This window comes from Nocardia sp. NPDC003482 (assembly GCF_053588115.1).
Genome location: NZ_JBSFPI010000001.1, coordinates 24,675 through 45,185, shown reverse-complemented (window position 1 = coordinate 45,185; position 20,511 = coordinate 24,675). Strand labels below are relative to the sequence as shown.

General features: G+C 69.9%; 20 protein-coding genes. 3 read left to right on the top strand and 17 right to left on the bottom strand.

Annotation, left to right across the window (positions count from 1 at the left end; all coding sequences use genetic code 11):
* Nucleotides 1-181: 181 nt before the first annotated feature.
* Nucleotides 182-862: a TIGR00266 family protein gene (locus ACWDSJ_RS00190; RefSeq protein ID WP_387357204.1), complete on the bottom strand. Its 681-nt coding sequence runs from the start codon at nucleotides 860-862 to the stop codon at nucleotides 182-184.
* 76 nt (nucleotides 863-938) lie between these two features.
* Nucleotides 939-1,202: a hypothetical protein gene (locus ACWDSJ_RS00185; RefSeq protein WP_387357202.1), complete on the bottom strand. Its 264-nt coding sequence runs from the start codon at nucleotides 1,200-1,202 to the stop codon at nucleotides 939-941.
* Nucleotides 1,203-1,387: 185 nt separating this feature from the next.
* Between ACWDSJ_RS00185 and ACWDSJ_RS00180 the strand changes: the two genes are divergently transcribed.
* A complete protein-coding gene (locus ACWDSJ_RS00180) occupies nucleotides 1,388-2,104 on the top strand; it encodes a peptidylprolyl isomerase (protein WP_387357201.1) in 717 nt (238 codons plus the stop codon).
* Nucleotides 2,105-2,113: 9 nt separating this feature from the next.
* Here ACWDSJ_RS00180 and ACWDSJ_RS00175 read toward each other — a convergent pair whose 3' ends face one another.
* From ACWDSJ_RS00175 to arc, 3 genes are all read right to left on the bottom strand, one after another.
* Nucleotides 2,114-3,637, bottom strand: coding sequence for an ArnT family glycosyltransferase (locus ACWDSJ_RS00175; protein ID WP_450028503.1), 1,524 nt, complete (start codon nucleotides 3,635-3,637; stop codon nucleotides 2,114-2,116).
* Nucleotides 3,634-4,266, bottom strand: coding sequence for a TetR/AcrR family transcriptional regulator (locus ACWDSJ_RS00170; RefSeq protein ID WP_450028502.1), 633 nt, complete (start codon nucleotides 4,264-4,266; stop codon nucleotides 3,634-3,636). Before ACWDSJ_RS00170 ends, ACWDSJ_RS00175 begins: the two co-directional genes overlap by 4 nt.
* Nucleotides 4,267-4,359: 93 nt before the next feature.
* A complete protein-coding gene (gene arc / locus ACWDSJ_RS00165) occupies nucleotides 4,360-6,120 on the bottom strand; it encodes a proteasome ATPase (RefSeq protein WP_387357195.1) in 1,761 nt (586 codons plus the stop codon).
* 246 nt (nucleotides 6,121-6,366) lie between these two features.
* On the opposite strand from arc, the gene ACWDSJ_RS00160 reads away from it, so the two are divergent.
* The gene (locus tag ACWDSJ_RS00160) at nucleotides 6,367-6,855 is read left to right on the top strand and encodes a hypothetical protein (RefSeq protein WP_450028501.1); all 489 of its coding nucleotides are present in this window, start codon (nucleotides 6,367-6,369) and stop codon (nucleotides 6,853-6,855) included.
* Nucleotides 6,856-7,062: 207 nt separating this feature from the next.
* Here ACWDSJ_RS00160 and ACWDSJ_RS00155 read toward each other — a convergent pair whose 3' ends face one another.
* Nucleotides 7,063-7,896, bottom strand: coding sequence for a tRNA (adenine-N1)-methyltransferase (locus tag ACWDSJ_RS00155; protein WP_387357191.1), 834 nt, complete (start codon nucleotides 7,894-7,896; stop codon nucleotides 7,063-7,065).
* A gap of 81 nt (nucleotides 7,897-7,977) precedes the next feature.
* Between ACWDSJ_RS00155 and ACWDSJ_RS00150 the strand changes: the two genes are divergently transcribed.
* Nucleotides 7,978-8,955 (top strand): RecB family exonuclease, encoded by a 978-nt coding sequence (locus ACWDSJ_RS00150; protein WP_450028500.1) that lies wholly within the window; start codon nucleotides 7,978-7,980, stop codon nucleotides 8,953-8,955.
* 2 nt (nucleotides 8,956-8,957) lie between these two features.
* On the opposite strand, the gene hisG is transcribed toward ACWDSJ_RS00150, so the two are convergent.
* The 11 genes from hisG to ACWDSJ_RS00095 form a co-directional block, all read right to left on the bottom strand.
* On the bottom strand, nucleotides 8,958-9,809 hold the full coding sequence (gene hisG, locus ACWDSJ_RS00145; protein WP_450028499.1) for an ATP phosphoribosyltransferase: 852 nt from the start codon (nucleotides 9,807-9,809) through the stop codon (nucleotides 8,958-8,960).
* Between the two features lie 50 nt (nucleotides 9,810-9,859).
* Complete coding sequence (locus tag ACWDSJ_RS00140; protein WP_387357923.1) at nucleotides 9,860-10,141, bottom strand: phosphoribosyl-ATP diphosphatase; 282 nt, start codon at nucleotides 10,139-10,141, stop codon at nucleotides 9,860-9,862.
* 37 nt (nucleotides 10,142-10,178) lie between these two features.
* Complete coding sequence (locus ACWDSJ_RS00135; protein WP_387357187.1) at nucleotides 10,179-10,745, bottom strand: GNAT family N-acetyltransferase; 567 nt, start codon at nucleotides 10,743-10,745, stop codon at nucleotides 10,179-10,181.
* 42 nt (nucleotides 10,746-10,787) lie between these two features.
* Nucleotides 10,788-12,605 carry a choline/carnitine O-acyltransferase gene (locus ACWDSJ_RS00130; RefSeq protein WP_450028498.1) on the bottom strand — a complete coding sequence of 606 codons (1,818 nt, stop codon included), beginning with the start codon at nucleotides 12,603-12,605 and terminating at the stop codon, nucleotides 10,788-10,790.
* Nucleotides 12,602-13,405 carry a class I SAM-dependent methyltransferase gene (locus tag ACWDSJ_RS00125; protein ID WP_450028497.1) on the bottom strand — a complete coding sequence of 268 codons (804 nt, stop codon included), beginning with the start codon at nucleotides 13,403-13,405 and terminating at the stop codon, nucleotides 12,602-12,604. The genes ACWDSJ_RS00130 and ACWDSJ_RS00125 overlap by 4 nt, the downstream gene beginning before the upstream one ends.
* 14 nt (nucleotides 13,406-13,419) lie before the next feature.
* Nucleotides 13,420-14,232, bottom strand: coding sequence for a HalD/BesD family halogenase (locus tag ACWDSJ_RS00120; RefSeq protein ID WP_450028496.1), 813 nt, complete (start codon nucleotides 14,230-14,232; stop codon nucleotides 13,420-13,422).
* Nucleotides 14,233-14,435: 203 nt separating this feature from the next.
* Entirely contained in the window at nucleotides 14,436-15,509 is a 1,074-nt protein-coding gene (locus ACWDSJ_RS00115; RefSeq protein WP_450029003.1) for a ThiF family adenylyltransferase, read from the bottom strand.
* Nucleotides 15,506-16,939 carry a phenylacetate--CoA ligase family protein gene (locus tag ACWDSJ_RS00110; protein ID WP_450028495.1) on the bottom strand — a complete coding sequence of 478 codons (1,434 nt, stop codon included), beginning with the start codon at nucleotides 16,937-16,939 and terminating at the stop codon, nucleotides 15,506-15,508. Before ACWDSJ_RS00110 ends, ACWDSJ_RS00115 begins: the two co-directional genes overlap by 4 nt.
* A 149-nt stretch (nucleotides 16,940-17,088) precedes the next feature.
* On the bottom strand, nucleotides 17,089-17,904 hold the full coding sequence (locus tag ACWDSJ_RS00105; protein ID WP_450028494.1) for a class I SAM-dependent methyltransferase: 816 nt from the start codon (nucleotides 17,902-17,904) through the stop codon (nucleotides 17,089-17,091).
* Between the two features lie 96 nt (nucleotides 17,905-18,000).
* Nucleotides 18,001-18,681, bottom strand: a complete 681-nt coding sequence (locus ACWDSJ_RS00100; RefSeq protein WP_450028493.1) for an HAD family hydrolase — start codon at nucleotides 18,679-18,681, stop codon at nucleotides 18,001-18,003.
* A gap of 157 nt (nucleotides 18,682-18,838) precedes the next feature.
* Nucleotides 18,839-20,449, bottom strand: a complete 1,611-nt coding sequence (locus ACWDSJ_RS00095; RefSeq protein ID WP_450028492.1) for a serine/threonine-protein kinase — start codon at nucleotides 20,447-20,449, stop codon at nucleotides 18,839-18,841.
* Between the last annotated feature and the right edge of the window lie 62 nt (nucleotides 20,450-20,511).

Sequence of the window (20,511 nt, the reverse complement as noted above, 5' to 3'; positions counted from 1 at the left end):
CCGGCTCCTCCGCCGGGCCCTCGCACCCGCCGACCCGCACCTCCCCCGGGCCCTCGTACCCGGGGCCCCGAAACGAACAGCCCACCGGGTCTGCGGGGCCGGCGGGCTGTTCGGTGTGCGCGCGCACGCGCATACGCTCATGGTCCTCCTCGGCGCGGGGACCCCGCCACCCGGACTCCTTTTATCCGGAAGAAGTCACCGCGCCCGCCCAGGCCGCGAAGGCGCCGGGGTTGCGGGTCTGCAACAGCACGCGGCCGGGGCCGGTGAAGTCGAACACCAGGCCCTCCCCCGACTTCAGCGATTGCAGCGATCGGCCCGAGACCGCGCGGCGGATGCTGAAAGCGACGCCGAGGTCGTAGGCCACCACGTGGCCGCTGTCGATGGTCACCGGTTCGCCGGGCCCGAGGTCGATGACATCGATCGCGCCGAACACCCCGAGCACCACCTCGCCCTGCCCGTGCGCGCGCAGGCCGAAACCGCCTTCGCCGCCGAACAGGTTCGCCAGCCCGCCCCACTTCGTCTCGATCTGCACGCCATGGGAATTGGCGATCCAGCTGCCGCGGCTGATGAAGAACGGCCGATCCGGCGCGATCTCCAGCGACAGCATGTCGCCGGGCAGCGCGGGCGCCACATCGACCCAGCCGCCCTGCGGGGGCGCGGTGAACGTGGAGACGAAGAACGACTCCCCCGCCAGCACCGACCTCTTCAATCCGGCGAGCAGACCGCCCTCGGCCTTGGCCGTCAGCGTCACCCCCGCCGAATGCGCCAACATCGCCCCGGTTTCCACCCGCATCGGCTCGCCCCCGGACAGGAAGCACCGCGCGACCGTCGAGGAGGGGTTGTGCCGCAACTGCACCTTCATGCGGGCGACAGTAACAGCGCTCGATATCGAAAAGGGCACCGCGACCGAGGCCGCGGCGCCCTTCACCGGAACGCCGTCAGAACTGAACCGCTTGCGGCGCAACGCCGGTGGGGCACACCATCCCCAGCGACGCGGCGCTCATCGGCTCGACCAGCCAGCTCACCGGCAGCTGCGCGGTCGGGCACACGGCGACGCCGGTGACCGTCTGCGGGGTGCTCGTGCTGTTCACGCACAGCGTGCCCGCGCAATACACACCCTCGGGGAGGGTCGCCGACGCCGGTGCCGCCGCGGCGGCCAACGCGATTCCCACTCCCGTCACACCCACAGCGATGCGTTTCATTTCCGCTCCGTTCTCGCCGGATATTTGTCGTCAACGAGCAACTGCTGGGCCACACTGTAGGACCTCACAACGCCCGCGCCCGGCTTTTCCGTATCGATTCGCCGACTCCGCTCCCGGACACACCGTTCGGCATGGAATGATGCGCCACGACATCCCGTGTGACCGGATCAAGGAGGCTCCCCCCGGTGCAGAGCGTTCCGCAGACCGACCCGAACCCGCCCGCCCGCCGAAAGCGCGGTCGCGGCAAGACCATTCGCCGCCTGGGCCTGCTGGCCGCCGGGCTCGCGATCACGATCCTGGTGACGGGCCGCGCGGCCGCCCTGCCCAGCGCCGCGCACACCGCCGCCCCCGGCTGCATGACCGCGGCCGACGCCCAGCCCACGAACCAGAAGTGGCCCGCCGAGCCCGGCATGGCCATCGATCCGAACGCCGCCTACACCGCGAATCTCCAGACCAACTGCGGCACGATCGCGATCGCCCTGGACGCGGCCCGCGCCCCGCGCACGGTCAACTCGTTCAAGTTCCTCTCCGATCAGCGGTACTTCGACAACACCCGCTGCCATCGGCTCACCACCTCGAGCATCTTCGTGCTCCAGTGCGGCGACCCCACCGCGACCGGCACCGGCGACCCCGGCTACCACTTCACCGACGAGAACCTCGACGGCGCAACGTATCCCGCGGGCACCGTCGCCATGGCCAACTCCGGAGCGAACACCAACGGCAGCCAGTTCTTCCTGGTGTACTCGAACTCCCCGCTGCCGCCGAAGTACACCCCGTTCGGCCACATCACCACCGGGATGGACGTGTTGCAGAACATCGCCGCGGGCGGCACGCAGGACGGTTCACCGGACGGGGCTCCGGCCTCGGCCATCGTGTTGCAGTCGGTGACCACGACCGAGTGAGCCTCGAATTCAGCCCAGCCGCAACATGTTCGGCCAGGCGCGCGACCACGGTTCCACTGGATCGGCACAGCGCCAGATGGTGACGTCGCGGGTGATCCCGGGGAAGCCGAGCCGGGCGTCGGCGCGGCCGAGGGGGGTCATCGCGGCGCACTGCCGCCGGGGTTCGGCGCCGTCGCCGCCGACCCAGACCACGGTGGTCGCGGAATCGGGCGGCGTGCCGAAATAGCCGAAGCCGCGGTTGGGGCTGAACACCTCGGGCAACGCGTTGCCGGTGCGGTAGAAGTCCAGAGCGCTTGCCTGCCAATAGGAGTCGGCGATCACGACGGCGTGGGCGCGCTCGGGTTCGGGCAGCGAGCGGTAGGCCGTGGCGGTGGCCGCGGCCAGTTCGGGCCAGCCGAATTTCGCGTAGACGCTCATCGCCAGGGCGGCCTGTTCCTCGTCGGCGGCCGGTTCGATCGCGCTGTCCGGCTTCAACGGCAAGCTCACCACCACCGTCGCCGCCGAGGCGAGCGCGACCACGCCCGCGACGATCGTCCGCCAGCGCGCGGGACGCCGCGTCCACCACACCGCGCCCGCCGCCATGACCATCGGATAGGCGCCCACCAGGTAGTACGGGCGGGCGTCGGTCGCGGCGAACACCACCAGCAGCACCACCGGCACGACGGCCAGAAAACGGTAGGGCCGCAACGACTCCAGCCGGAACACGCCGAGGAATCCGCAGACCACCAGCGCCAGGCCGAGGCCGCCCGCGACGAGCAGAGCGAGCGGGACGAAGGTGAGCCGACCCCCGATCATCTCCTGTTCGGCGGCGACCTGCGCGCCCATGCCCAGCTGCGGCCAGCCGTGCCGGGCCTGCCAGAACAGACTGGGCAGCATGGTGATCGCCACGATCGCCGCGCCCCACCACAGCGCGGGCCGGCGGAACAGCTCCCGGGGGCCGAACAGCAGCACGCCGAGGGCGATGGCGAGCCACAGGAACGGGACCAGCCACTTCACCTGCATGTCCACCGCCGTGACCACGCCCGCCCACAGCAGCAGATCGTCGCGGCGGGTGCGGACCCAGCGCACGAGCAGCCAGCCGATCAGCACCCACAGCGCGGTGTCGATGGCGTTGGTGGACAACTGGGTTCCCTGCGGCAGCAGGAACGGCGAGACCGCGTAGCCGACAGCCGTCAGCACCTGCGCGGTCCGCGAGCCGCCCAGTTCCCGCGCGATGGCGGCGCTGAGCGCGATGGCGGCCAGCGTCACCAGCACCGCCGGAAGCCGTTGCGCCACCAGCGAATTCGGGGCGAGCAGATCCATCAGCCGGGCGAGCGCGGGCAGCAGCGGGCCCTGATCGGCGTAGCTCACGGTCAGGCGGCGGCCCGCAGCGACGAAATACAGCTCGTCACCGAAGAATCCGTACCGGCCGACCGAGGCGAGCAGGCCCGCCGCCGCGACGACCACCACCGCCGCCACCCCGGCCGTCGCGAACGGCGGCCGCTGTTCGGCGACTCTCCCTTCCCCCGTCACCGTCTCCACCGTCGTACTCATCGCGCACTCCCCTTTCGCGTAGCGAGATCGAACAACCGGCACACCTCGTCGGTGTATCGGCCCACATCCCAGTCCGGTTCCCGGATCGCGCGACCGGCCGCGCCGTCGATGGTGTCGCGCACGATCTTGGCCATCACCACCGGATCGAAGTCGCCGAACGTGCCGTCGGCCTGGCCCTCGCGCAGCAGCTCGATGAGCGGGGCGATGACCGGTTCCTCCCCGTCGACGGAGGTGAACCGCGGCGTGCCGTCGGGGTTCCGCAAATTTCGCACGACCTCGGTCAACGCGGCCACATACGTGCGGTTCGCCTCGATGAACTCCAGATTCGATGCGAGATAGGTCATGAACCTGGCCCGCCACCCCTCGGCCGCCTCGACCAACGGCGCCATGAACTCCGCCCCCGAAACATAGAGCTGCACAACCAGTTCGGCCATCAGCTCGTCCTTGCCGTCGAAGTGATACGAGATCACCCCCTTGGAGATCCCCGCCCGCTTCGCGATCCGCGCCAGCGACGCACTCGCATACCCGACCTCGGAGATCACCTCCACCGCCGCCGCGATGATCTGCCGCCGCCGCGCCTCCTCGATGAACGAGCGCCGTCGACCACCCGGCTCATTTTCTGGCCGCATGGCCAAATTTTAGATCACGCGGCCATGATCGGCCAGCTCGCATACGAAAAGGCCGCGCCCCCAACGGGAGCGCGGCCTCTCGGACTCGGATGCCTACAGGTACTGGCCGGTGTTCGACTCGGTGTCGATCGCGCGGCTGGCGGAGGCGTTCTTGCCGGTGACGAGGGTGCGGATGTAGACGATCCGCTCGCCCTTCTTGCCCGAGATGCGGGCCCAGTCATCGGGATTCGTGGTGTTGGGCAGGTCCTCGTTCTCGGAGAACTCGTCCACGATCGAATCGAACAGATGCTGGATGCGCAGGCCGGGGTTGCCGGTCTCGAGCACCGACTTGATCGCGTACTTCTTGGCGCGGTCCACGATGTTCTGGATCATGGCGCCGGAGTTGAAGTCCTTGAAGTACAGGACCTCCTTGTCGCCGTTGGCGTAGGTGACCTCCAGGAAGCGGTTGTCCTCGCTCTCGGCGTACATGCGCTCGACGACCCGCTCGATCATCGCCTTGGTGCACTTGGCGCGGTCGCCGCCGAACTCGGCCAGATCGTCGGCGTGCAGCGGCAGCGTCTCGGTGAGGTACTTCGAGAAGATGTCCTGCGCCGCCTCGGCGTCGGGCCGCTCGATCTTGATCTTCACGTCCAGGCGGCCGGGCCGCAGGATGGCCGGGTCGATCATGTCCTCGCGGTTGGACGCGCCGATCACGATGACGTTCTCGAGGCCCTCGACGCCGTCGATCTCGCTGAGCAGCTGCGGCACGACCGTGGTCTCCACATCGGAGGAGACGCCCGAACCGCGGGTGCGGAAGATCGAGTCCATCTCGTCGAAGAACACGATCACCGGCGTGCCCTCGGACGCCTTCTCGCGCGCCCGCTGGAAGATGATGCGGATGTGCCGCTCGGTCTCGCCGACGAACTTGTTCAGCAGCTCGGGACCCTTGATGTTGAGGAAGAAGGACTTGGCCTCCTTGGCGTCCTCGCCGCGGGCCTCGGCGATCTTCTTGGCCAGCGAGTTGGCGACCGCCTTGGCGATGAGCGTCTTACCGCAGCCGGGCGGGCCGTAGAGCAGCACGCCCTTCGGCGGGCGCAGCGCGTACTCGTGGAACAGGTCCTTGTGCAGGAAGGGCAGTTCGACCGCGTCGCGGATCTGCTCGATCTGCCGGGACAGGCCGCCGATGTCCTCGTAGCCGACGTCGGGCACCTCCTCGAGGACCAGGTCCTCGACCTCGGCCTTGGGGATGCGCTCGAAGGCGAAGCCGGCCTTGGTGTCGACCAGCAGCGAGTCGCCGGGGCGCAACCGGCGGATCGGCTGATCGGGATCGTCGACGTCGTCCACGTCGACCAGGCGGCTCAGCGGGCCCGACAGCCACACCACGCGCTCCTCGTCGGCGTGCCCGACCACGAGGGCGCGGCGGCCGTCGTCGAGAACCTCGCGCAGCGTGCCGATCTCACCGGTCTGGTCGTAGGTGCCCACCTCGACGACCGTGAGCGCCTCGTTGAGGCGCAGCGTCTGCCCGTAGTGCAGCGTGCTGGTGTCGATGTTCGGCGAGCACGTCAGGCGCATCTTGCGGCCGGAGGTGAACACGTCGACCGTCTGATCGTCGTAGACGCCGATGAGGATGCCGTAGCCGCTCGGCGGCTGACCCAGCCGGTCGACCTCTTCACGCAGGGCGACCAGTTGCTGGCGGGCTTCCTTCAGGGTGTCCATGAGTTTGGTGTTGCGAATCGTCAGCGAATCGATCCGCGCTTCCAATTCCCTTGACCGATCCGGCGAGTCGGCGAGTTGCCTTCGGAGTGCAGCCGCCTCGGCGCGTACTGCCTCGAGTTCCCTCCAGGCCGCCGAATCCGAATTCTCGATGGGGCTCATGATGCTGCTCCTCCCAGTCCCGGTCTATCAACGCTACCGGGCGCGAACCGTTCTCGCTTTCCGACATGGTTTCGTCGTGATCACATCTCGGTGGCGGCCTGCGGCCGGACAACCATGTTAGCCTGCCCTAACCCGTTTCCGACGAGCGAATTTCGCCGGACCGAACCGAAAGGTGTGTAGCCGATGCTCCTTCCCACCGGCCGAACCCGTTGTAGTGGCAACGTCGCACGGACTGTTCGTGTTTCCGTGGCTACCGCGTTCGGGGCCCTCGCCGTTACGGGCCTGGTGGCGTGCGGGTCGGACTCGTCCGACGACGCTCCGGCCAGCAGCACGCCCAGCAGCGCTGTGACCAGCGTCACCAGCTCCGCGACGGGTACCGGCGCGCAGCCCGCGGCCGCGCCCACACCGGAGTCGTTGCAGGCCACCCTGGCGGGTTTCGTCGATCCGGCCAAGCCGACCGCCGAGAAGGAGAAGTTGATCGTCGACGGGCAGAAGCGGGCGACCAACATCGACACGATGACCCAGGGGCTGGCCAACTACGGCACGATCGGGTTCACCGTGTCCGACGTGAAGGTCGACGGCGACACCGCCACCGCGCAGGTGGTCATCGCCTCGCCGCACGGCGCCGCCCCGGCGATGCCGATGACCTGGCAGCGCGCCGGGTCGGGCTGGCAGCTCTCCGATGCCAGCGCGTGTCAGATCCTGGCCATGGGCAAGGCGCCCTGCCAGGCGTAAATCCCTGAGTCGCTGCACTTTTCCAGCACATCGCACCACGCGCCGCCGCGCAAGTGCCGACACGCGAACGCACCCCTTCCGCGCAAACTCGTCCGCTTCGGGCGGATTCGGATCGGGGTGCGTTCGCCGTTTCACCCCTTCGACGGCCGCCGTTGCGGTTTCGGCACTCTCATCCCTTGGACGGTCGCCGTTGCGGTTTCGGCACCCTCATCCCTTGGACGGCCGGCGTTGCGGTTTCGGCGGGACCACGCCGTCGGCGAGGCGGCGGGCGCTGACCAGGAACGCGGTGTGTCCCTGCATCCGGTGTTCGGGGCGCACCGCCAAACCCACGACGTGCCAGGGCCGGATCAGCGACTCCCAGGCGCGGGGCTCGGTCCAGCACTGCTGTTGGCGCAGCGCCTCGACCACCTCCGAGAGCTGGGTGACCGTGGCGACGTAGACGATCAGCACACCGCCGGGAATCAGCGCCTTGGCCACCGCGGGCAGCGCGTCCCACGGTTTGAGCATGTCCAGCACCGCGCGGTCGACCTGGTCACCGGCGTATTCGGCGACGTCGCCGACGGTCAGCGACCAGTTGGCGGGGCGTTCGCCGAAGAATCGCTCGACATTGCGGATCGCGTGCTCGGCGTGGTCGTCGCGGATCTCATAGGAGACCACCGTGCCCGTCGGCCCGACCGCGCGCAGCAGCGAACAGGTCAGCGCGCCCGATCCGGCCCCGGCCTCGAGGACCCGCGCGCCGGGGAACACATCGCCCTCGTGCACGATCTGCGCGGCGTCCTTCGGATAGATGACCGCGGCCCCGCGCGGCATGGACAGCACGTAGTCGATGAGCAGCGGCCGCAGCGCGAGATACGGTGTGCCGTTGGCGGATTGGACGACGCAGCCCTCGTCGGCGCCGATCAGGTCGTCGTGGCGAATCGGTCCCTTGTGGGTGTGGAACTCCTTGCCCGCCTCCAGCACGACCGTGTGCTGGCGGCCCTTGGCGTCGGTCAGCTGCACCCGGTCACCGGTGGTGAATGGACCGGTCCGTCTGGCCGTCATGGATCTCCGTTCTGCTGCGTCTTTTTCCAGGCTGATGCGGGTGTGCCGAATTTGTCGGTGCCCCCGGATAGCCTGCCACTCATGACAGCGCCCGCGACGCCGACCCCGGCAACCCCCACCGCCGCACCCGGCGCGGCCCCGCGCGGGCTCGCGCTGTCGCCCTCGCGCGCAATCGATTTCAAACAATGTCCGCTGAAATACCGGCTGCGCGCGATAGATCGGATTCCGGAGCCGCCCGGCCGGTACGCGGTGCGCGGCACGCTGGTGCACTCGGTGCTCGAATCGCTCTACGGGCTACCGAGCGGCGAACGGGTCCCCGCCCGCGCGGACACGCTGGTCACCCCCGCGTGGGAGCGTTTGCTGGCCGAACGCCCGGAGGTCGGCGCGCTGGTCCCCGACGGTCCCGAGGGCTTCCTCGACGAGGTGCGCCGCCTGGTGCGCGGCTACTACCGGCTCGAGGATCCGACGGCCTTCGAGCCGCAGTCCTGCGAATCGCTGATCGAGGTCGAACTCGCCGACGGCTCCCCGCTGCGCGGCTACGTCGACCGCATCGATGTCGCGCCCACCGGGCAGCTGCGGGTCGTCGACTACAAGACCGGACGCGCCCCCGCGATCGGGTTCGAGGGCAGGGCGCTGTTCCAGCTCAAGTTCTACGCGCTGATCATGCTGCGCACCCGGGGCGTGGTCCCCGCCCAGCTGCGGCTGCTCTACCTCGCCGACGGCCAGATCCTCACCTACCTGCCCGACGAGGCGGGCCTGCTGGGCTTCGAGCGCATCCTGTCGGCGCTGTGGACGGCGATCAGCACGGCCGGGCGCACCGGGGACTTCCCGGCCAACCCGAGCCGAGCCTGCGAGTTCTGCGACTACCGCGCGCTGTGCCCCGCGCAGGGCGGCACCCCGCCGCCGTACCCGGGCTGGCCCGAGCCCGAACCCACCCCGCCGTCGTACCCGCACCGGCCCGAATCCGGACCCACCCCGCCGCCGTACCCGCACCGGCCCGAATCGGGACCCACCCTGCCCCCGTACCCGGGCCGACCCGAATCCGGACCGGACCGATGAGGTCAGAACGCGCGGCAGGAGCGGATGTCGGTGGCCAGGATGGCCTTGGCCCCGAGTTCGGCGAGCCGGTCCATCACGTCGTTGCCCTGCCTGCGCGGCACCAGGGCGCGCACGGCCACCCAGCCGGGATCGGCCAGCGGCGAGACGGTCGGCGACTCCAGGCCGGGGGTGATCTCGACGGCCGCGTCGAGCAGGCCCTTCGGGCAGTCGTAGTCGAGCATCAGGTACTGCTGCGCGAACACCACGCCCTGGATCCGGGCGACGAGCTGGTTGCGGGCGCGGTCGCGGCGATCGGCCCCGGCCGCCTCGATCAGCACCGCCTCCGAATCGCACAGCGTCTCGCCGAACGCGATCAGGTTGTGCTGCCGCAGAGTTCGGCCCGAGCCGACCACGTCGGCGATGGCGTCGGCCACGCCGAGCTGGATGGAGATCTCCACCGCGCCGTCGAGGCGGATCACCTCGGCCTCGATCCCGCGCGAATTCAGGTCGCGCAGAACGAGATTCGGGTAGGAGGTCGCGATGCGCTTGTCGTAGAGGTCCTCGACCTTCCACTCGCGCCCGGCGGGGGCGGCGTAGCGAAAGGTGGAGCGGCCGAACCCGAGGCTCAGCCGCTCCTGCACCGGCGCACCCGAGTCCAGCGCCAGGTCACGTCCGGTGATACCCAGATCCAGCTCGCCCGAACCCACATAGATGGCAATGTCTTTCGGGCGCAGGAAGAAGAACTCGACCTGATTGGCGTTGTCGAGCACGGACAGATCGCGGGAGTCGGTGCGCTTGCGGTATCCGGCCTCGGTGAGGATCTCGACGGCCGATTCCGACAGGGCGCCCTTGTTGGGCACGGCGACGCGAAGCATGGGGATGTCCTTCCGGAGAGGGTGGGAGTGTCGACTCGGGGCCGTGCCCCTCACAGATGTCGGTACACGTCCTCGAGCCGCAGCCCGCGGCCCACCATCAGCACCTGCACCCAATACAGCAGCTGGGAGATCTCCTCGGCGAGGCTGTCGTCGCTCTCGTGTTCGGCGGCCAGCCACACCTCACCGGCCTCCTCGAGCACCTTCTTCCCCTGCGCGTGCACCCCGGCATCCAGCGCCGCCACCGTGCCGGATCCCGCCGGGCGATTGACCGCGCGGTCCTGCAGCTCGGCGAACAGGGTTTCGAAAGTCTTCACGGGGACCCATTGTTTCAGATGTGGGCGTATCTCCCGCAACCGAGTATCGGGCCGCTCACTCCCCGCGCGTGGGCCGATCGATCCGATACACGACGTGGTCGCCGTCGTCGACGGGATTGTCCGGCCGCATGTGCCCGCGCGCGACGCGACGCATACCGACCTTCTCCAGCACCCGCCAGGAGGCCACGTTCGCGGCGGCGACGGGCACGATGACGCAGTCGGCGCGCGGATACTCCATCCAGGTGCCGCCGAGGATCGCGCGGATCATGGCCGTGCCGAGTCCGTGCCCGATGAGTCCGACCTCGCCGATCAGATAGTCGATGGTGAGCGCCTCGTCCGGGATGTCGACCAGTTCGACCAGGTCGTCCAGATATTCGGGGTAGTCCCACCACCGGCAGCGCTGGACCAGGCCGACGGGCGTGCCGTCGGCGTAGACCACCAGATCCTCCGCGGGTTCCTCGTTCCGGGTGACCGGGCCGAAGTCCCGCTCGATCGCCTCGGGGGTGAACTCGTGATTCCACCAGCGCCGCACGTGCGGCTGGGCGAGCCACCCGGCGAGCAACCCGAAGTCGCCGGGGGCCAGCCGCCGCCAGGTGAACTGCGGTGTCCGCGCTGCGGTCATATCCGCGACGCTACCGCCGGTCCACCCGGCGCGGCATCCGATTTATCCGGCGGTCGACAGCAGCTGTTCGAGTTCGGCGACGGCGATACGCAGCTGCTTCGCGAACTCGTGCATCTGATCGGCGACCTCGGTCGGCGTGGCCAGGTAGATGTTCCAGCGATCCGGCAGCAGCACGTAGGCCACGCCGATGCACTTGCGGCTCGTGCAGCCGAACCCGAAGTACCGCACGTTGACCGAGGGCGCGGAGCTGGTGCTCAGGTAGTCGTCGCGGGTGATGAGCCAGCCGGGGCTGTCGTAGAACGGCATGGGCTCGGTGGCTCCGAGTTGCTCGCCGCGGCGACGCTGGATCAGTTGCAGTTCCCACAGATGCTGTTCGGGCGCCTCGCCGCGCTGGCACTCCTTGGCGCGGGCGACGTGCGCGTCGGCGGCCGCGCGGGCCTTGGCCAGCCGGGTCGCGGTGTCGGCGTCCGGGTCGGTCATGGCCTCGACGAACTCCACGATCTGCGGGGTCACCACGCGCATGGCCTCGGTGCGGCCGTTGCGGTACTGCCGGGTGGCGATGGACTCGTAGGTGGCGCCGGTGAGTCCCTTGCTGCGCCGATGCGCCAGCTGGTACGACAGCTGCGCGAAGGCGTCCGGCGAAATGCCCAGTGTCTTGGCCCGATTCGTGCCGAAGTCCTCGAACGACACGATCGTGGTGGCGTTGTCGGCCGCGAACCGCGCGAAATCGGCTGCCGCCGAGGCGATCTCACCACGCAGCCGCTCGTCGAGCGCGAACTCGACCGGTTCCACCGCGGGCAGGCCCTGCGGTTGCGCGCCCGAGCGCTCGGCGTGCTCGGTCACCGGCGTCGCGAGCAGCGTGTCCACGAACGACAGGATGGTGGTGCCGTCGAGGCCGCAGTGCTCGACATTGATCCCGGCCTGCCCGTCGGCGAACACGACGAACGACACCGCCTTGTCGAACCACCGGTTACCGCTGTCGCCGTGCAGCAGTTGATCGCACGCGTGCAGTTCGTCGCGCGGCGCGAGATCCTCCAGACACACACAGAACAGGGCGGTTTCGATGATCTCGAGCGCCGCCGCGTTGGTCGGATCGGCCAGCAGTTCGGCCCGCACGCCCGCCCAGTGCGCCCGCGCCAGCGTGGTCAGGTGGCCGGGCGAGGTGTCGACCGGGGCGCGGCGCGCGCCCGCCTTGAGAACCTGGCGCAGCCCGTCGGCGATATCGCTCGGCGCGTGCGGCACGCCGGTGGGCCCGATCACGTCCATCCGGAACATGTTGCCCTGGAAGAAGACCAGGATGTGGCGCGCCTGCGAGGGGCCCGGCCACTCCGGGCTGTAGGGCACCCGGACGGTGTCCTGCGGATCGCCCGGAATGCGGGTCTCGGAGAACAGGAACTTGTTCTGCGCCATCGACAGATGCTGCCCACGCTGCGCCACCGGGGGCACGGCCTCCTGGTCGAGCAGCAGCTTGTAGTTCACCGCCGCCGTGGTGAGGGCCGCCGCGCGCTCGGCCTGGTCGGCGGAGGTCGATCGCGCCAGCGGCGTGTCGTCGCGGAACAGGAAGAAGAAGTTGGCGTTCAACGCGATTCGGTCGCGGCGGCCCAGATACCGCGCGGGCCAGAACTCGTCGAGCCAGCTGGCGACGCCGGGTTCGGCGTCGAACCGGGCCAGGTCCGCGTGCAATTTGCGGCCCGGGCCGTCGGGCCGTCGCAGATCGGCGAGCGCGGCCTCGGTTTCGGCGTACTCGTCCTCGGTCAGCAGCGGCGCGCACCACCGCAGGAAGCGGGCGCAGCTGTCCTCCAGGGTGGGCAGCGGCACGCGGGGCAACTGATCGTCGAAGGCGAAGGTACGGTCGGTCACGGGCGATCCTCGGGGTGGGTGTCGGTGGGCATACAGACGAACAACTCAGCGTGCAGCCAGCCGTCCGCCTCGAGTCCCGTGGGGTCGATTCCCTTGTCGGACAACGTGTTCAGCACGCGCGCCTGCTCGTCCTCGGAGGCGAAGCGCCGCTGGCGGAAGGTGCCCGGGCGCCGCTCGACGCGATAGCCCAGTTCGGCCAGCCGCCGCGCGATCGGCTCGAAGTCGAACATGCGCAAGACGAAGTGTGCCATCCACGGCAACCGGCTGCCGTGCGCCCGTACCACCCGCAGCAGGGTGCGGTCGGTGATGTAGCCGATGCAGCCGGTGGACACGATGAGATCGGCCGAGGCGAGCACACGCCGTTGCGATTCGGTCGGATCGTCCGTCTCGAGGTCGGCGTGCACGGCGTCGTGCAGCAGGCCCGCGGCGACGGCGTAGTCCAGCGCCGGGGCGGAGGCGTCCACGCCGACGAACCGCACGTCCGGCCGCCGGTCCCCGGCGGCGAGCCGGTCGCGGTCGCGGGCGATGCGGGCGTCGGTGTCGCCGGTCCGGTAGTGCTCGGCGAGGTCGGCGACAGTGGTGTCGAAGCGCAGCAGGGCCGCGTTCACGCCGTAGGAGCAGCCCAGGTCGAGCACCGTGGTGGCGTCGCGTTCGTCGATGAGTCGCTGGAAGTGCGGCTTCGCCAATTCCGGGATGACATAGTCCAATTCGGCCATGCGGCGGTAGTAGGCGGCGGGGTCGGGACGGTCGTAGATGTCGTCGAACGAGGCTTTTCCAGTACTGTGCAACGAAACCGGCACGGGCGCATCCTTAATCAGTCGAGTAGCTGATCACCGCGCACCGAATTCTCGGCGGCGGCAACATGATCCGAAAGCACCCGTCCGAACAGTTGCCGGGTACGTTCCACGGTCCCGATGATTCCGGGCCGCTCGCTGTAGGCGAAGATGGCTGTGTGGCGCTGGGTTTCGCCGCTGACCGGCGAGACCCGATGCAGGGAGAACCGCCCCTGGAACAGTTGCAGGTCGCCGGGCCGCAGCCGCAGCCGGCGCGTGAACCGCTCCCCCGACCCGTCCAGCACGGCCCGCACGTCGGCGAGGTTCTCCGCCTCCGGGGTGCGAATGTTGGGGCAGTACTCGAAGATTCCCCCGCCCTCGGGCTCCTGGGTCAGCATGGAGACGGTGAAGGCGTTGGTGTCGAAATGCCAGGGATGCGAATTCCCGGGCGCGACGACATTGAGGCACAGACCCGCCAACGGGTCGGCGAATTCGTGCAATTCGGCCAGGCCGAAGCAGTCGGCGACGAAGCGCTGGAACACCGGGCTGGTGTAGAGCACCTGGATCAGCGCCGTGCGCGGAATGAGATCCCATGCCACGAAGGCGTTTCCGCGTTCGAGCACGATGCGCGCCGGGTGGTCCGGCGGCAGTTCGGTGTCGAGGGGGATGTTGTAGGCGTTGACCCGTTCCACGGTGTAGTACGCCCGCGGCGCCAGTTCCGCGCCCTCGGCCCGCAGGGTCTCGAGCAGTTCGGGGCGGATGAAGCCCGGCAGCACGGTGCAACCGTCCGCCGCCAGCTCCGCGCGCGCCCGCTCGACCACCGCCCGGCGGCCGTCACCCCGCTCGTCGATCAAGGGATACCGACCGGTATCGACTATTCGAAGGAGCGCCCGCGAGTTGTCCTCTGTCCCATCCCCTTCCGAGACGCACGTGTCTACCCGACCCCCGCTTCCAGACACCATGTCGATCATTGTGACCTCCCCCCACCCCGCACACGGCGTGTTTGCGCGGATAGTTGGGCAGCTCACAAACTCACCGGTAGTCAGGCCGGTCGGATCTATTCGCGCGCACAATCGGACATCGCGGCCACGAAGTCGGCCTCGCTCAATTCGTTCCAGCGGTCGGCCTCGCTCGCGGCCGCGCCGAGCAGGGCGCGGTCCAGGTCGACGCGGTACCGGCCCGAGGGCAGCGGGTGCCCGGTCGCGACGAGCCGCGCGGCGTAGGCCGCCGCCGCCCCGGCGACCGTTGCGGCCGTGCCCAATTGGGGCCACGAGGGCAGCGAGCGGCCGACCTCGATGAGCGAGAAGCGGGTGCGCGGGGTGATCTCGGTGCCGACGATGCGCCCGGCGAGGGCGGCCCGGCCGCGGGGATCCCGCAGGGTCTCGGGGGTGATCTCGGTGAGGTCGCCCGCCCGGCCGTGGAAGGGCGGGTAGTCGGGGTCGAGGTCGAAGCGTTCGATGTCCAGGATCGCGTTGTCGCCGTTGTCGGTCGCCATGACCACCGGGATGCCCGCGGTCCGGGCGCGGCGGCGGATGTCGACCTTGGCGGCGAGATCGTCCATCTCCTCGATCAGCACCGCCAGCGGTTCGCCGTCGGCGCCGAGGAACGACGCGGCGGTCTCGGCGCGGTAGCCGTCCGGGAACGCGGTGACCGAGCTGTAGGGGTCGAGTTCGAACAGGCGACGTTGCGCCAGAGTCAGTTTGGCGACGCCGATATCGCAGATCGAGGCCGAGAGCCGGTTGAGGTTGGTGAGGCCGAGGGTGTCGTGCTCGGCCAGCCGGAAGCGCCGGGCGCCCGTCAGCGCGCACACCGACAGCGCCGACGCGCCGACGCTCAGGCCCGCGATGCCGATCAGGGCAGACGACCAGCGGCGTTGCTCCGATTCGTCGATGAGGTAGCGGTTGCGCGCGGTGCGCAGCCGCCAGAAGGTCTCCGCGTCCGGCAGCCGCACAATCGTTGCGCGCCAGTCGTATATCGCGTACCGGATCGCGCCGGGCGCGGCCGCCGGGTCGATGGCGGCGAGTTCGTCGCGCGCGGTGTCGCACACGTCGACGAGCCGGTAACCGGAGTTCGGGTCGAGCAGTGCCGCGATCCGGTCCGCGTCGACGACCGGGTCGAGGATCTCCATCAGCCGCCGCTTTCCACGTAGGTGTGTTTGATGTCGTAGCGGAATCGGTCGCCGCCGAAGGGGTCCACCGCGACGGCGACCTCGGCAGCGGGGCCGAGGGTGGCGCGCAGTTTGCGGTATTCGCCGTTGGTCCGGTCGAGGGTCGCGGTGACGCGATGGGCGATCAGGTCCGCGAAGCCCGGCGGCGGTTCGACCCCGGGACGCATCTCGACACGCAGGCACAGGGTTTGGGTGAAGGTGTCGCCGATCTCGGTGCTCAGCACGAACTTTCCGCTCACCAGGGTGCGGATGACGGGGTCTTCCAGGGCGGCGCGGATGCTCTCCGGGTACAGCTTGACCGCGTAGAAGCTGGCGGCGACGTCGGCGCGGCGGCGCAGGGCCAGGAATCCGGTGTCCGGTCGAAAATCGTCGGCGGGCAGGCGATGACCGTGGCGGCGCAGCGTCTCCGCCAGCCGCGCCGGGGTCAGGATCGTGCCCTCGTCGTTGATGCGGTAGCGGATCAGGGGCAGGGTGCTGTCGACGGTGAACAGGAAGCGGCCGTCGGCGTCGACCTCGGTGTAGCGCAGGCGCGGGTCGTATTCGACGAAGGTCGGCAGCGCCGCCCCGCCGCCGAACAGCTCCTCGGCGAGGCGCGAATCCTGGTGTGCGAGACGGCGGATCGCGATGGTCAGCGGCGTCTCGTAGCCCATGACGCCCGCGTCGGCGGTGCCGTACATGAGGCAGACGCGCCACGGTTCGCCGGGGCGGCCGATGCGGTCGAGGATGTGGGCGCGCCACTGTTCGGTGATGTTCTCCCCCGCGAGCAGCAGGCGCAGTTCCCGGCCGCGGACGCGCGGTCCGGCCTGATCGAGCACGTCCTTGACGAACGGCGGATACCCGGCGAGAACCACCTGGTCGTAGTGCGGGCCGAGATCGGTGATGTCGCGCAGGATCGTGTCGATGTCGATGCCGGGCGCGACGACCGAGACGCGATGCCCGCGGTCGCGCAGTTCGAGCGCCGCGCGGTAGGTGTAGGTGCCGCCGATCCAGTTGCCGAGCGCGAAGCCGATCACCAGAAGCGTACTGCGACGGTCGGTTTCGAAGCAGGCGCGGAAGATGCGGTCGTACATGGTCACGCTGTCGGCGAGCGATACGCGGTCGCGCGGCCAGTACGTCGGCTCGCCGGTGGAGCCCGAACTCGTCGACCAGGTGCCCGCCCGGGTGATGTCACCGTGCCACAGTTGTTCCGGGAGGGGGTAGCGGCGCAGGTAATTGGCCTTGGTGACGGCGGGGACCGCGGCGAAGTCCGCCGCCGTGCGGATCTCCTCGGCGCGAATTCCGTTGTCGGCGAGGAACTGTCGGTAGGCGGGCACCTCGGCGGCGGCCCGGTGGAACAGTTCCACGGCCTGGACCGAACCCACGGGTCCGGCCTCCGTGGCGCACGACGACTCCATCCGCATGATCCCCTCGAGCTCGGGGCCCGACGGCCCTGCTCGGCGAGATTACTACGGCTGCCGCACCACCGCGGCCGAATGATCCCGACCGGCCGGTTGTCTCGGCGTTGCCTCCCGGCGCGTCGAATCCGCCGCGCGCACAGGCGGGTTCAGGCCGCGGTGGTGGCCTTCATGACGACGTACTCGAACAGATATTCCGCCGGTTCGCCCGCGGGCGCGAGGTTGAGGCGTTCGGCGAGGTCGAGCAGGTCGATGTGCAGGGCCGCGGCACGCTGGGGATGGTCGAGCAGGGCGGCGAAGGTGGATTGGATGGGGGCGAAGGAGGTTTCGAAGAATTCGATGAAGTGGGTGGGCGTGGGCGCGGTGAGCCGCAGGCGGTGGGTGGTGGTCTCGAAGGTGGAGATGCGGTCGCCGAACAGCCACAGCACGTGATCCTCGTTGGCCCACAGGCGAACCGGGAGCGAGTCGGGCGGCGGCGGGACGTAGGAGGCGAGGGTGGCGAGGATCTCGCAGATCCAGGAGCGGCGGGTCCAGGTGATCAGGCCGAGGGTGCCGCCGGGGCGGACGACGCGGATGAGTTCGTCGGCCACGTCCTGATGACGGGGCGCGAAGACGGCGCCCGAGGAGGAGGTGACGACGTCGAAGGAGGAGTCGGGGAAGGGGAGGTCCTGGGTGTCGGCCTCGACCCATTCGACGGCCACGCCGCGCGCGGCGGCCTCGACCTTGCCGTCGAGGAAGGCGTCGCTGCTCACGTCCGCGGCGACCACCTCCGCGCCGCGCGTGGCCGCCGCGATCGCGGCGTTACCCGTTCCGGTCGCGACATCCAATACCTGGGCGCCCGGCCCGATTTCGCACGCGGCGACCAGCTGCGGTCCCAGATCCCGCAGCGCCGCCTTGGCGAATCGTTGATAGTCCCCGAGCGCCCATTCCGTGCTGACTCCGGGGAAGGTTTTGAAAGCGGTCATGGGTGCCGACCCTTCCGACGACGTGGCGAGCGGTCGTCAGCAATACTGCCGCAAATCAGGCTCGAATCTCGGCATTCCGGTGAAGATGGCCGAGAATCACCGCAGTGCGGCCGCGTGCGCCGCGCGCAACTCCTCGATCGTCAGCCCGATGAGCGAGTCCCGGAAGATCATCCCCGGCCGCTCGGGCACCGCGACCTCACACGGCACCACCAGCACCGCGCAGCCCGCCGCGGCCGCCGCCCGCGATCCGGTCGGCGAATCCTCCACCGCCAGGCACGCGCCGGTCGCCACCCCCAGCAACTCGGCCGCGCGCGCGTACGGATCGGGTGCGGGTTTACCGCGGGGCACCTCGTCCCCGCACACGGTCACATCGAAGTGCTCCCGCCCGAGCGTGTCGAGACACAACTCCGTCACCGCCCGCGTCGTATTGGTCACCAGCCCTGCCGCGAGCCCCGCCGCCCGCACCATGCCCAACGCCTCCCGCGCCCCCGGCCGCCACGGAATCTCCCCGGCCATGAGTTCCACGATCCGCCCCTGCATCCACTCCCCCGCCGCCACCACCTGCTCCGCGCTGGGCTCGATCCCCAACCCGGCGAACGTGATTCGCAACGCCTCGGGCGCCGCCGCCCCGATCAGCGCCCGCCGGGTCGCATCGGTCATCTCCCCGCCCAGCTCCACCGAGAGCTCCCGCATCGCCACATCCCAGAGCTTCTCCGAGTCCAGCAACGTGCCGTCCATATCCCACAGCACGCCCGCCAACCCCGTCACCGCATACACCTCTCCACCATCGCCCACCAAAAGTACACGCCCCCACGACCCCACCACCCCAGCCGCACCCTTTATTCGAATCCGCACCCCTTACACGGCCCTACAACGGGTGCGGATCCGAATAAGGGGTGCGGCTGGGGTGCCGAACCGCTGAGGCCGGGGCGGGTCAGCCGGTCTGGGAGTCGAGGATGACGGTGCGGCCATTATCGTTGCCCACCCGGAACCAGCGGCGCTCGGATTCGGAGCCGCCGTTCTTGTAGGTGTAGGTGATGGTGGCGGTCACGGTGTCGCCGGATTGGGTGACATTGGAGGCGGAGACGGCGCGGAATTGGCTCCAGAAGCGGACATAGGAGTCGTAGCCGCCGGTACGGGACTGGTAGGACGGGGACAGGGAGGACCAGGCGCCGCTGATATTGCCGGGGAGCATGCCGTAGTAGCCGGAGACGAAGGCCACCGGGTTGGCGGCGGGCGGCGGCGGGGCGACGGTGGTCGTGGGGGGTGGGGTGGTGGTCTGGCTCGGGGTGGGGCTGGGGGTCGGGGACGGGGAGGGCGAGGGGGCCGCCGACGTCGTCGGGGCGGCGGTGGTGGGGGCCGCCGGGGCGGGTGCCTCGCTGTTGGTGGGGGCGGCGGCCGGGGGGACGGCCGCGTTCCGGGTGTCGTTGTTGTTGTCGCCGCGCAGGGCGAGGGCGGCGATGCCGATCACCAGAACCAGGACGACCGCGGCCGCGGCGGCGCCGACGAGAAGCAGGCGGCGACGCGTGGAATCGGTCGAATTCGGTTGCGGCACAGCGGGTCTGGTGCCGCCGCTGGCCGGGCCGGTGGCCAGGTGCATGGTCTGGGCGTTCGCGTCGCCGGTGGCGGCCGCGCCGGTCGCGAGCACCGTGGTGGCGGCCGCGGGATCGACCGGTGCGCCGGGCGCGGGAAGCACCTTGGTCGCGGTGGGGGCGAGGTCGGGGGTGCGGCCCTCGGCGACGGCCTCGAGCGCCTCCTGCGCCTCGCGCATGCTCGGGCGGTCGCCGGGCTCGGCCGCCAGCAGCGCCATCAGCACCGGACCCAGCACCCCGGCGCGCGTGGGCTGGGGCACCTCGGCGCGGGCGACCGAGTGCAGCACGGCCAAGGGGTTGTCCCCCTCCCCGAACGGCGGTTGCCCCTCGACCGCCGCGTACAGCGTCGAGCCGAGCGCGAACACGTCCGACGAGGGTTCCGGATTCTCGCCCCGGGCGATCTCGGGCGAGAGGTAGGCGGGAGTCCCGGCGAGGAATCCGGTGGAGGTGACCGTCACATCGCCGACCGCGCGCGAGATGCCGAAGTCGGTGATCTTCGCCGTCCCGTTGTCGGCGACCAGGATATTGGCGGGTTTGACGTCGCGATGCACGATCCCCGCCTCGTGCGCGGCGGCCAGCGCGGCGGCGACCTTCGCCCCGATCCGCGCGACCTCGCGCGGATCGAGTGGACCCTTCTCCCGCATGAGCGTGGCCAGGCTCGGCGCGTCGACGAACTCCATCACCAGCCAGGGCTGGCCGTCCTCCTCGGCGACGTCGAAGACCGTGACCGCGTTCGGGTGATGCAGCCGCGCGGCGATCCGGCCCTCCCGCATCGCGCGCATCTTCGCCTCGACCGCCTGCGAGCGGGTCAGGCCCGGCGCGAGCAGGAGCTGCTTGACCGCCACGGTCCGCCGCAGGCGGACGTCGCTGGCGCGCCACACGACGCCCATCGCACCGGTGCCGATGGGGTCGCCGAGTCGATATCGTCCCGCGATCAGCCGGTCTGACGTCATGATGTTGTACCCCTCCTGCGCTCACACGCCGAGTCGTCTACCCACTCCGCGCGAAGCCCGGA

Excerpts from the sequence above, each read along its gene's own strand:
- ACWDSJ_RS00190 (WP_387357204.1), bottom strand. The coding sequence starts at position 862 with ATGAAGGTGCAGTTGCGGCACAACCCCTCCTCGACGGTCGCGCGGTGC.
- ACWDSJ_RS00185 (WP_387357202.1), bottom strand. The coding sequence starts at position 1,202 with ATGAAACGCATCGCTGTGGGTGTGACGGGAGTGGGAATCGCGTTGGCC.
- ACWDSJ_RS00175 (WP_450028503.1), bottom strand. The coding sequence starts at position 3,637 with ATGAGTACGACGGTGGAGACGGTGACGGGGGAAGGGAGAGTCGCCGAA.
- ACWDSJ_RS00170 (WP_450028502.1), bottom strand. The coding sequence starts at position 4,266 with ATGCGGCCAGAAAATGAGCCGGGTGGTCGACGGCGCTCGTTCATCGAG.
- arc (WP_387357195.1), bottom strand. The coding sequence starts at position 6,120 with ATGAGCCCCATCGAGAATTCGGATTCGGCGGCCTGGAGGGAACTCGAG.
- ACWDSJ_RS00155 (WP_387357191.1), bottom strand. The coding sequence starts at position 7,896 with ATGACGGCCAGACGGACCGGTCCATTCACCACCGGTGACCGGGTGCAG.
- ACWDSJ_RS00150 (WP_450028500.1), top strand. The coding sequence starts at position 7,978 with ATGACAGCGCCCGCGACGCCGACCCCGGCAACCCCCACCGCCGCACCC.
- hisG (WP_450028499.1), bottom strand. The coding sequence starts at position 9,809 with ATGCTTCGCGTCGCCGTGCCCAACAAGGGCGCCCTGTCGGAATCGGCC.
- ACWDSJ_RS00135 (WP_387357187.1), bottom strand. The coding sequence starts at position 10,745 with ATGACCGCAGCGCGGACACCGCAGTTCACCTGGCGGCGGCTGGCCCCC.
- ACWDSJ_RS00110 (WP_450028495.1), bottom strand. The coding sequence starts at position 16,939 with ATGGAGTCGTCGTGCGCCACGGAGGCCGGACCCGTGGGTTCGGTCCAG.
- ACWDSJ_RS00105 (WP_450028494.1), bottom strand. The coding sequence starts at position 17,904 with ATGACCGCTTTCAAAACCTTCCCCGGAGTCAGCACGGAATGGGCGCTC.
- ACWDSJ_RS00095 (WP_450028492.1), bottom strand. The coding sequence starts at position 20,449 with ATGACGTCAGACCGGCTGATCGCGGGACGATATCGACTCGGCGACCCC.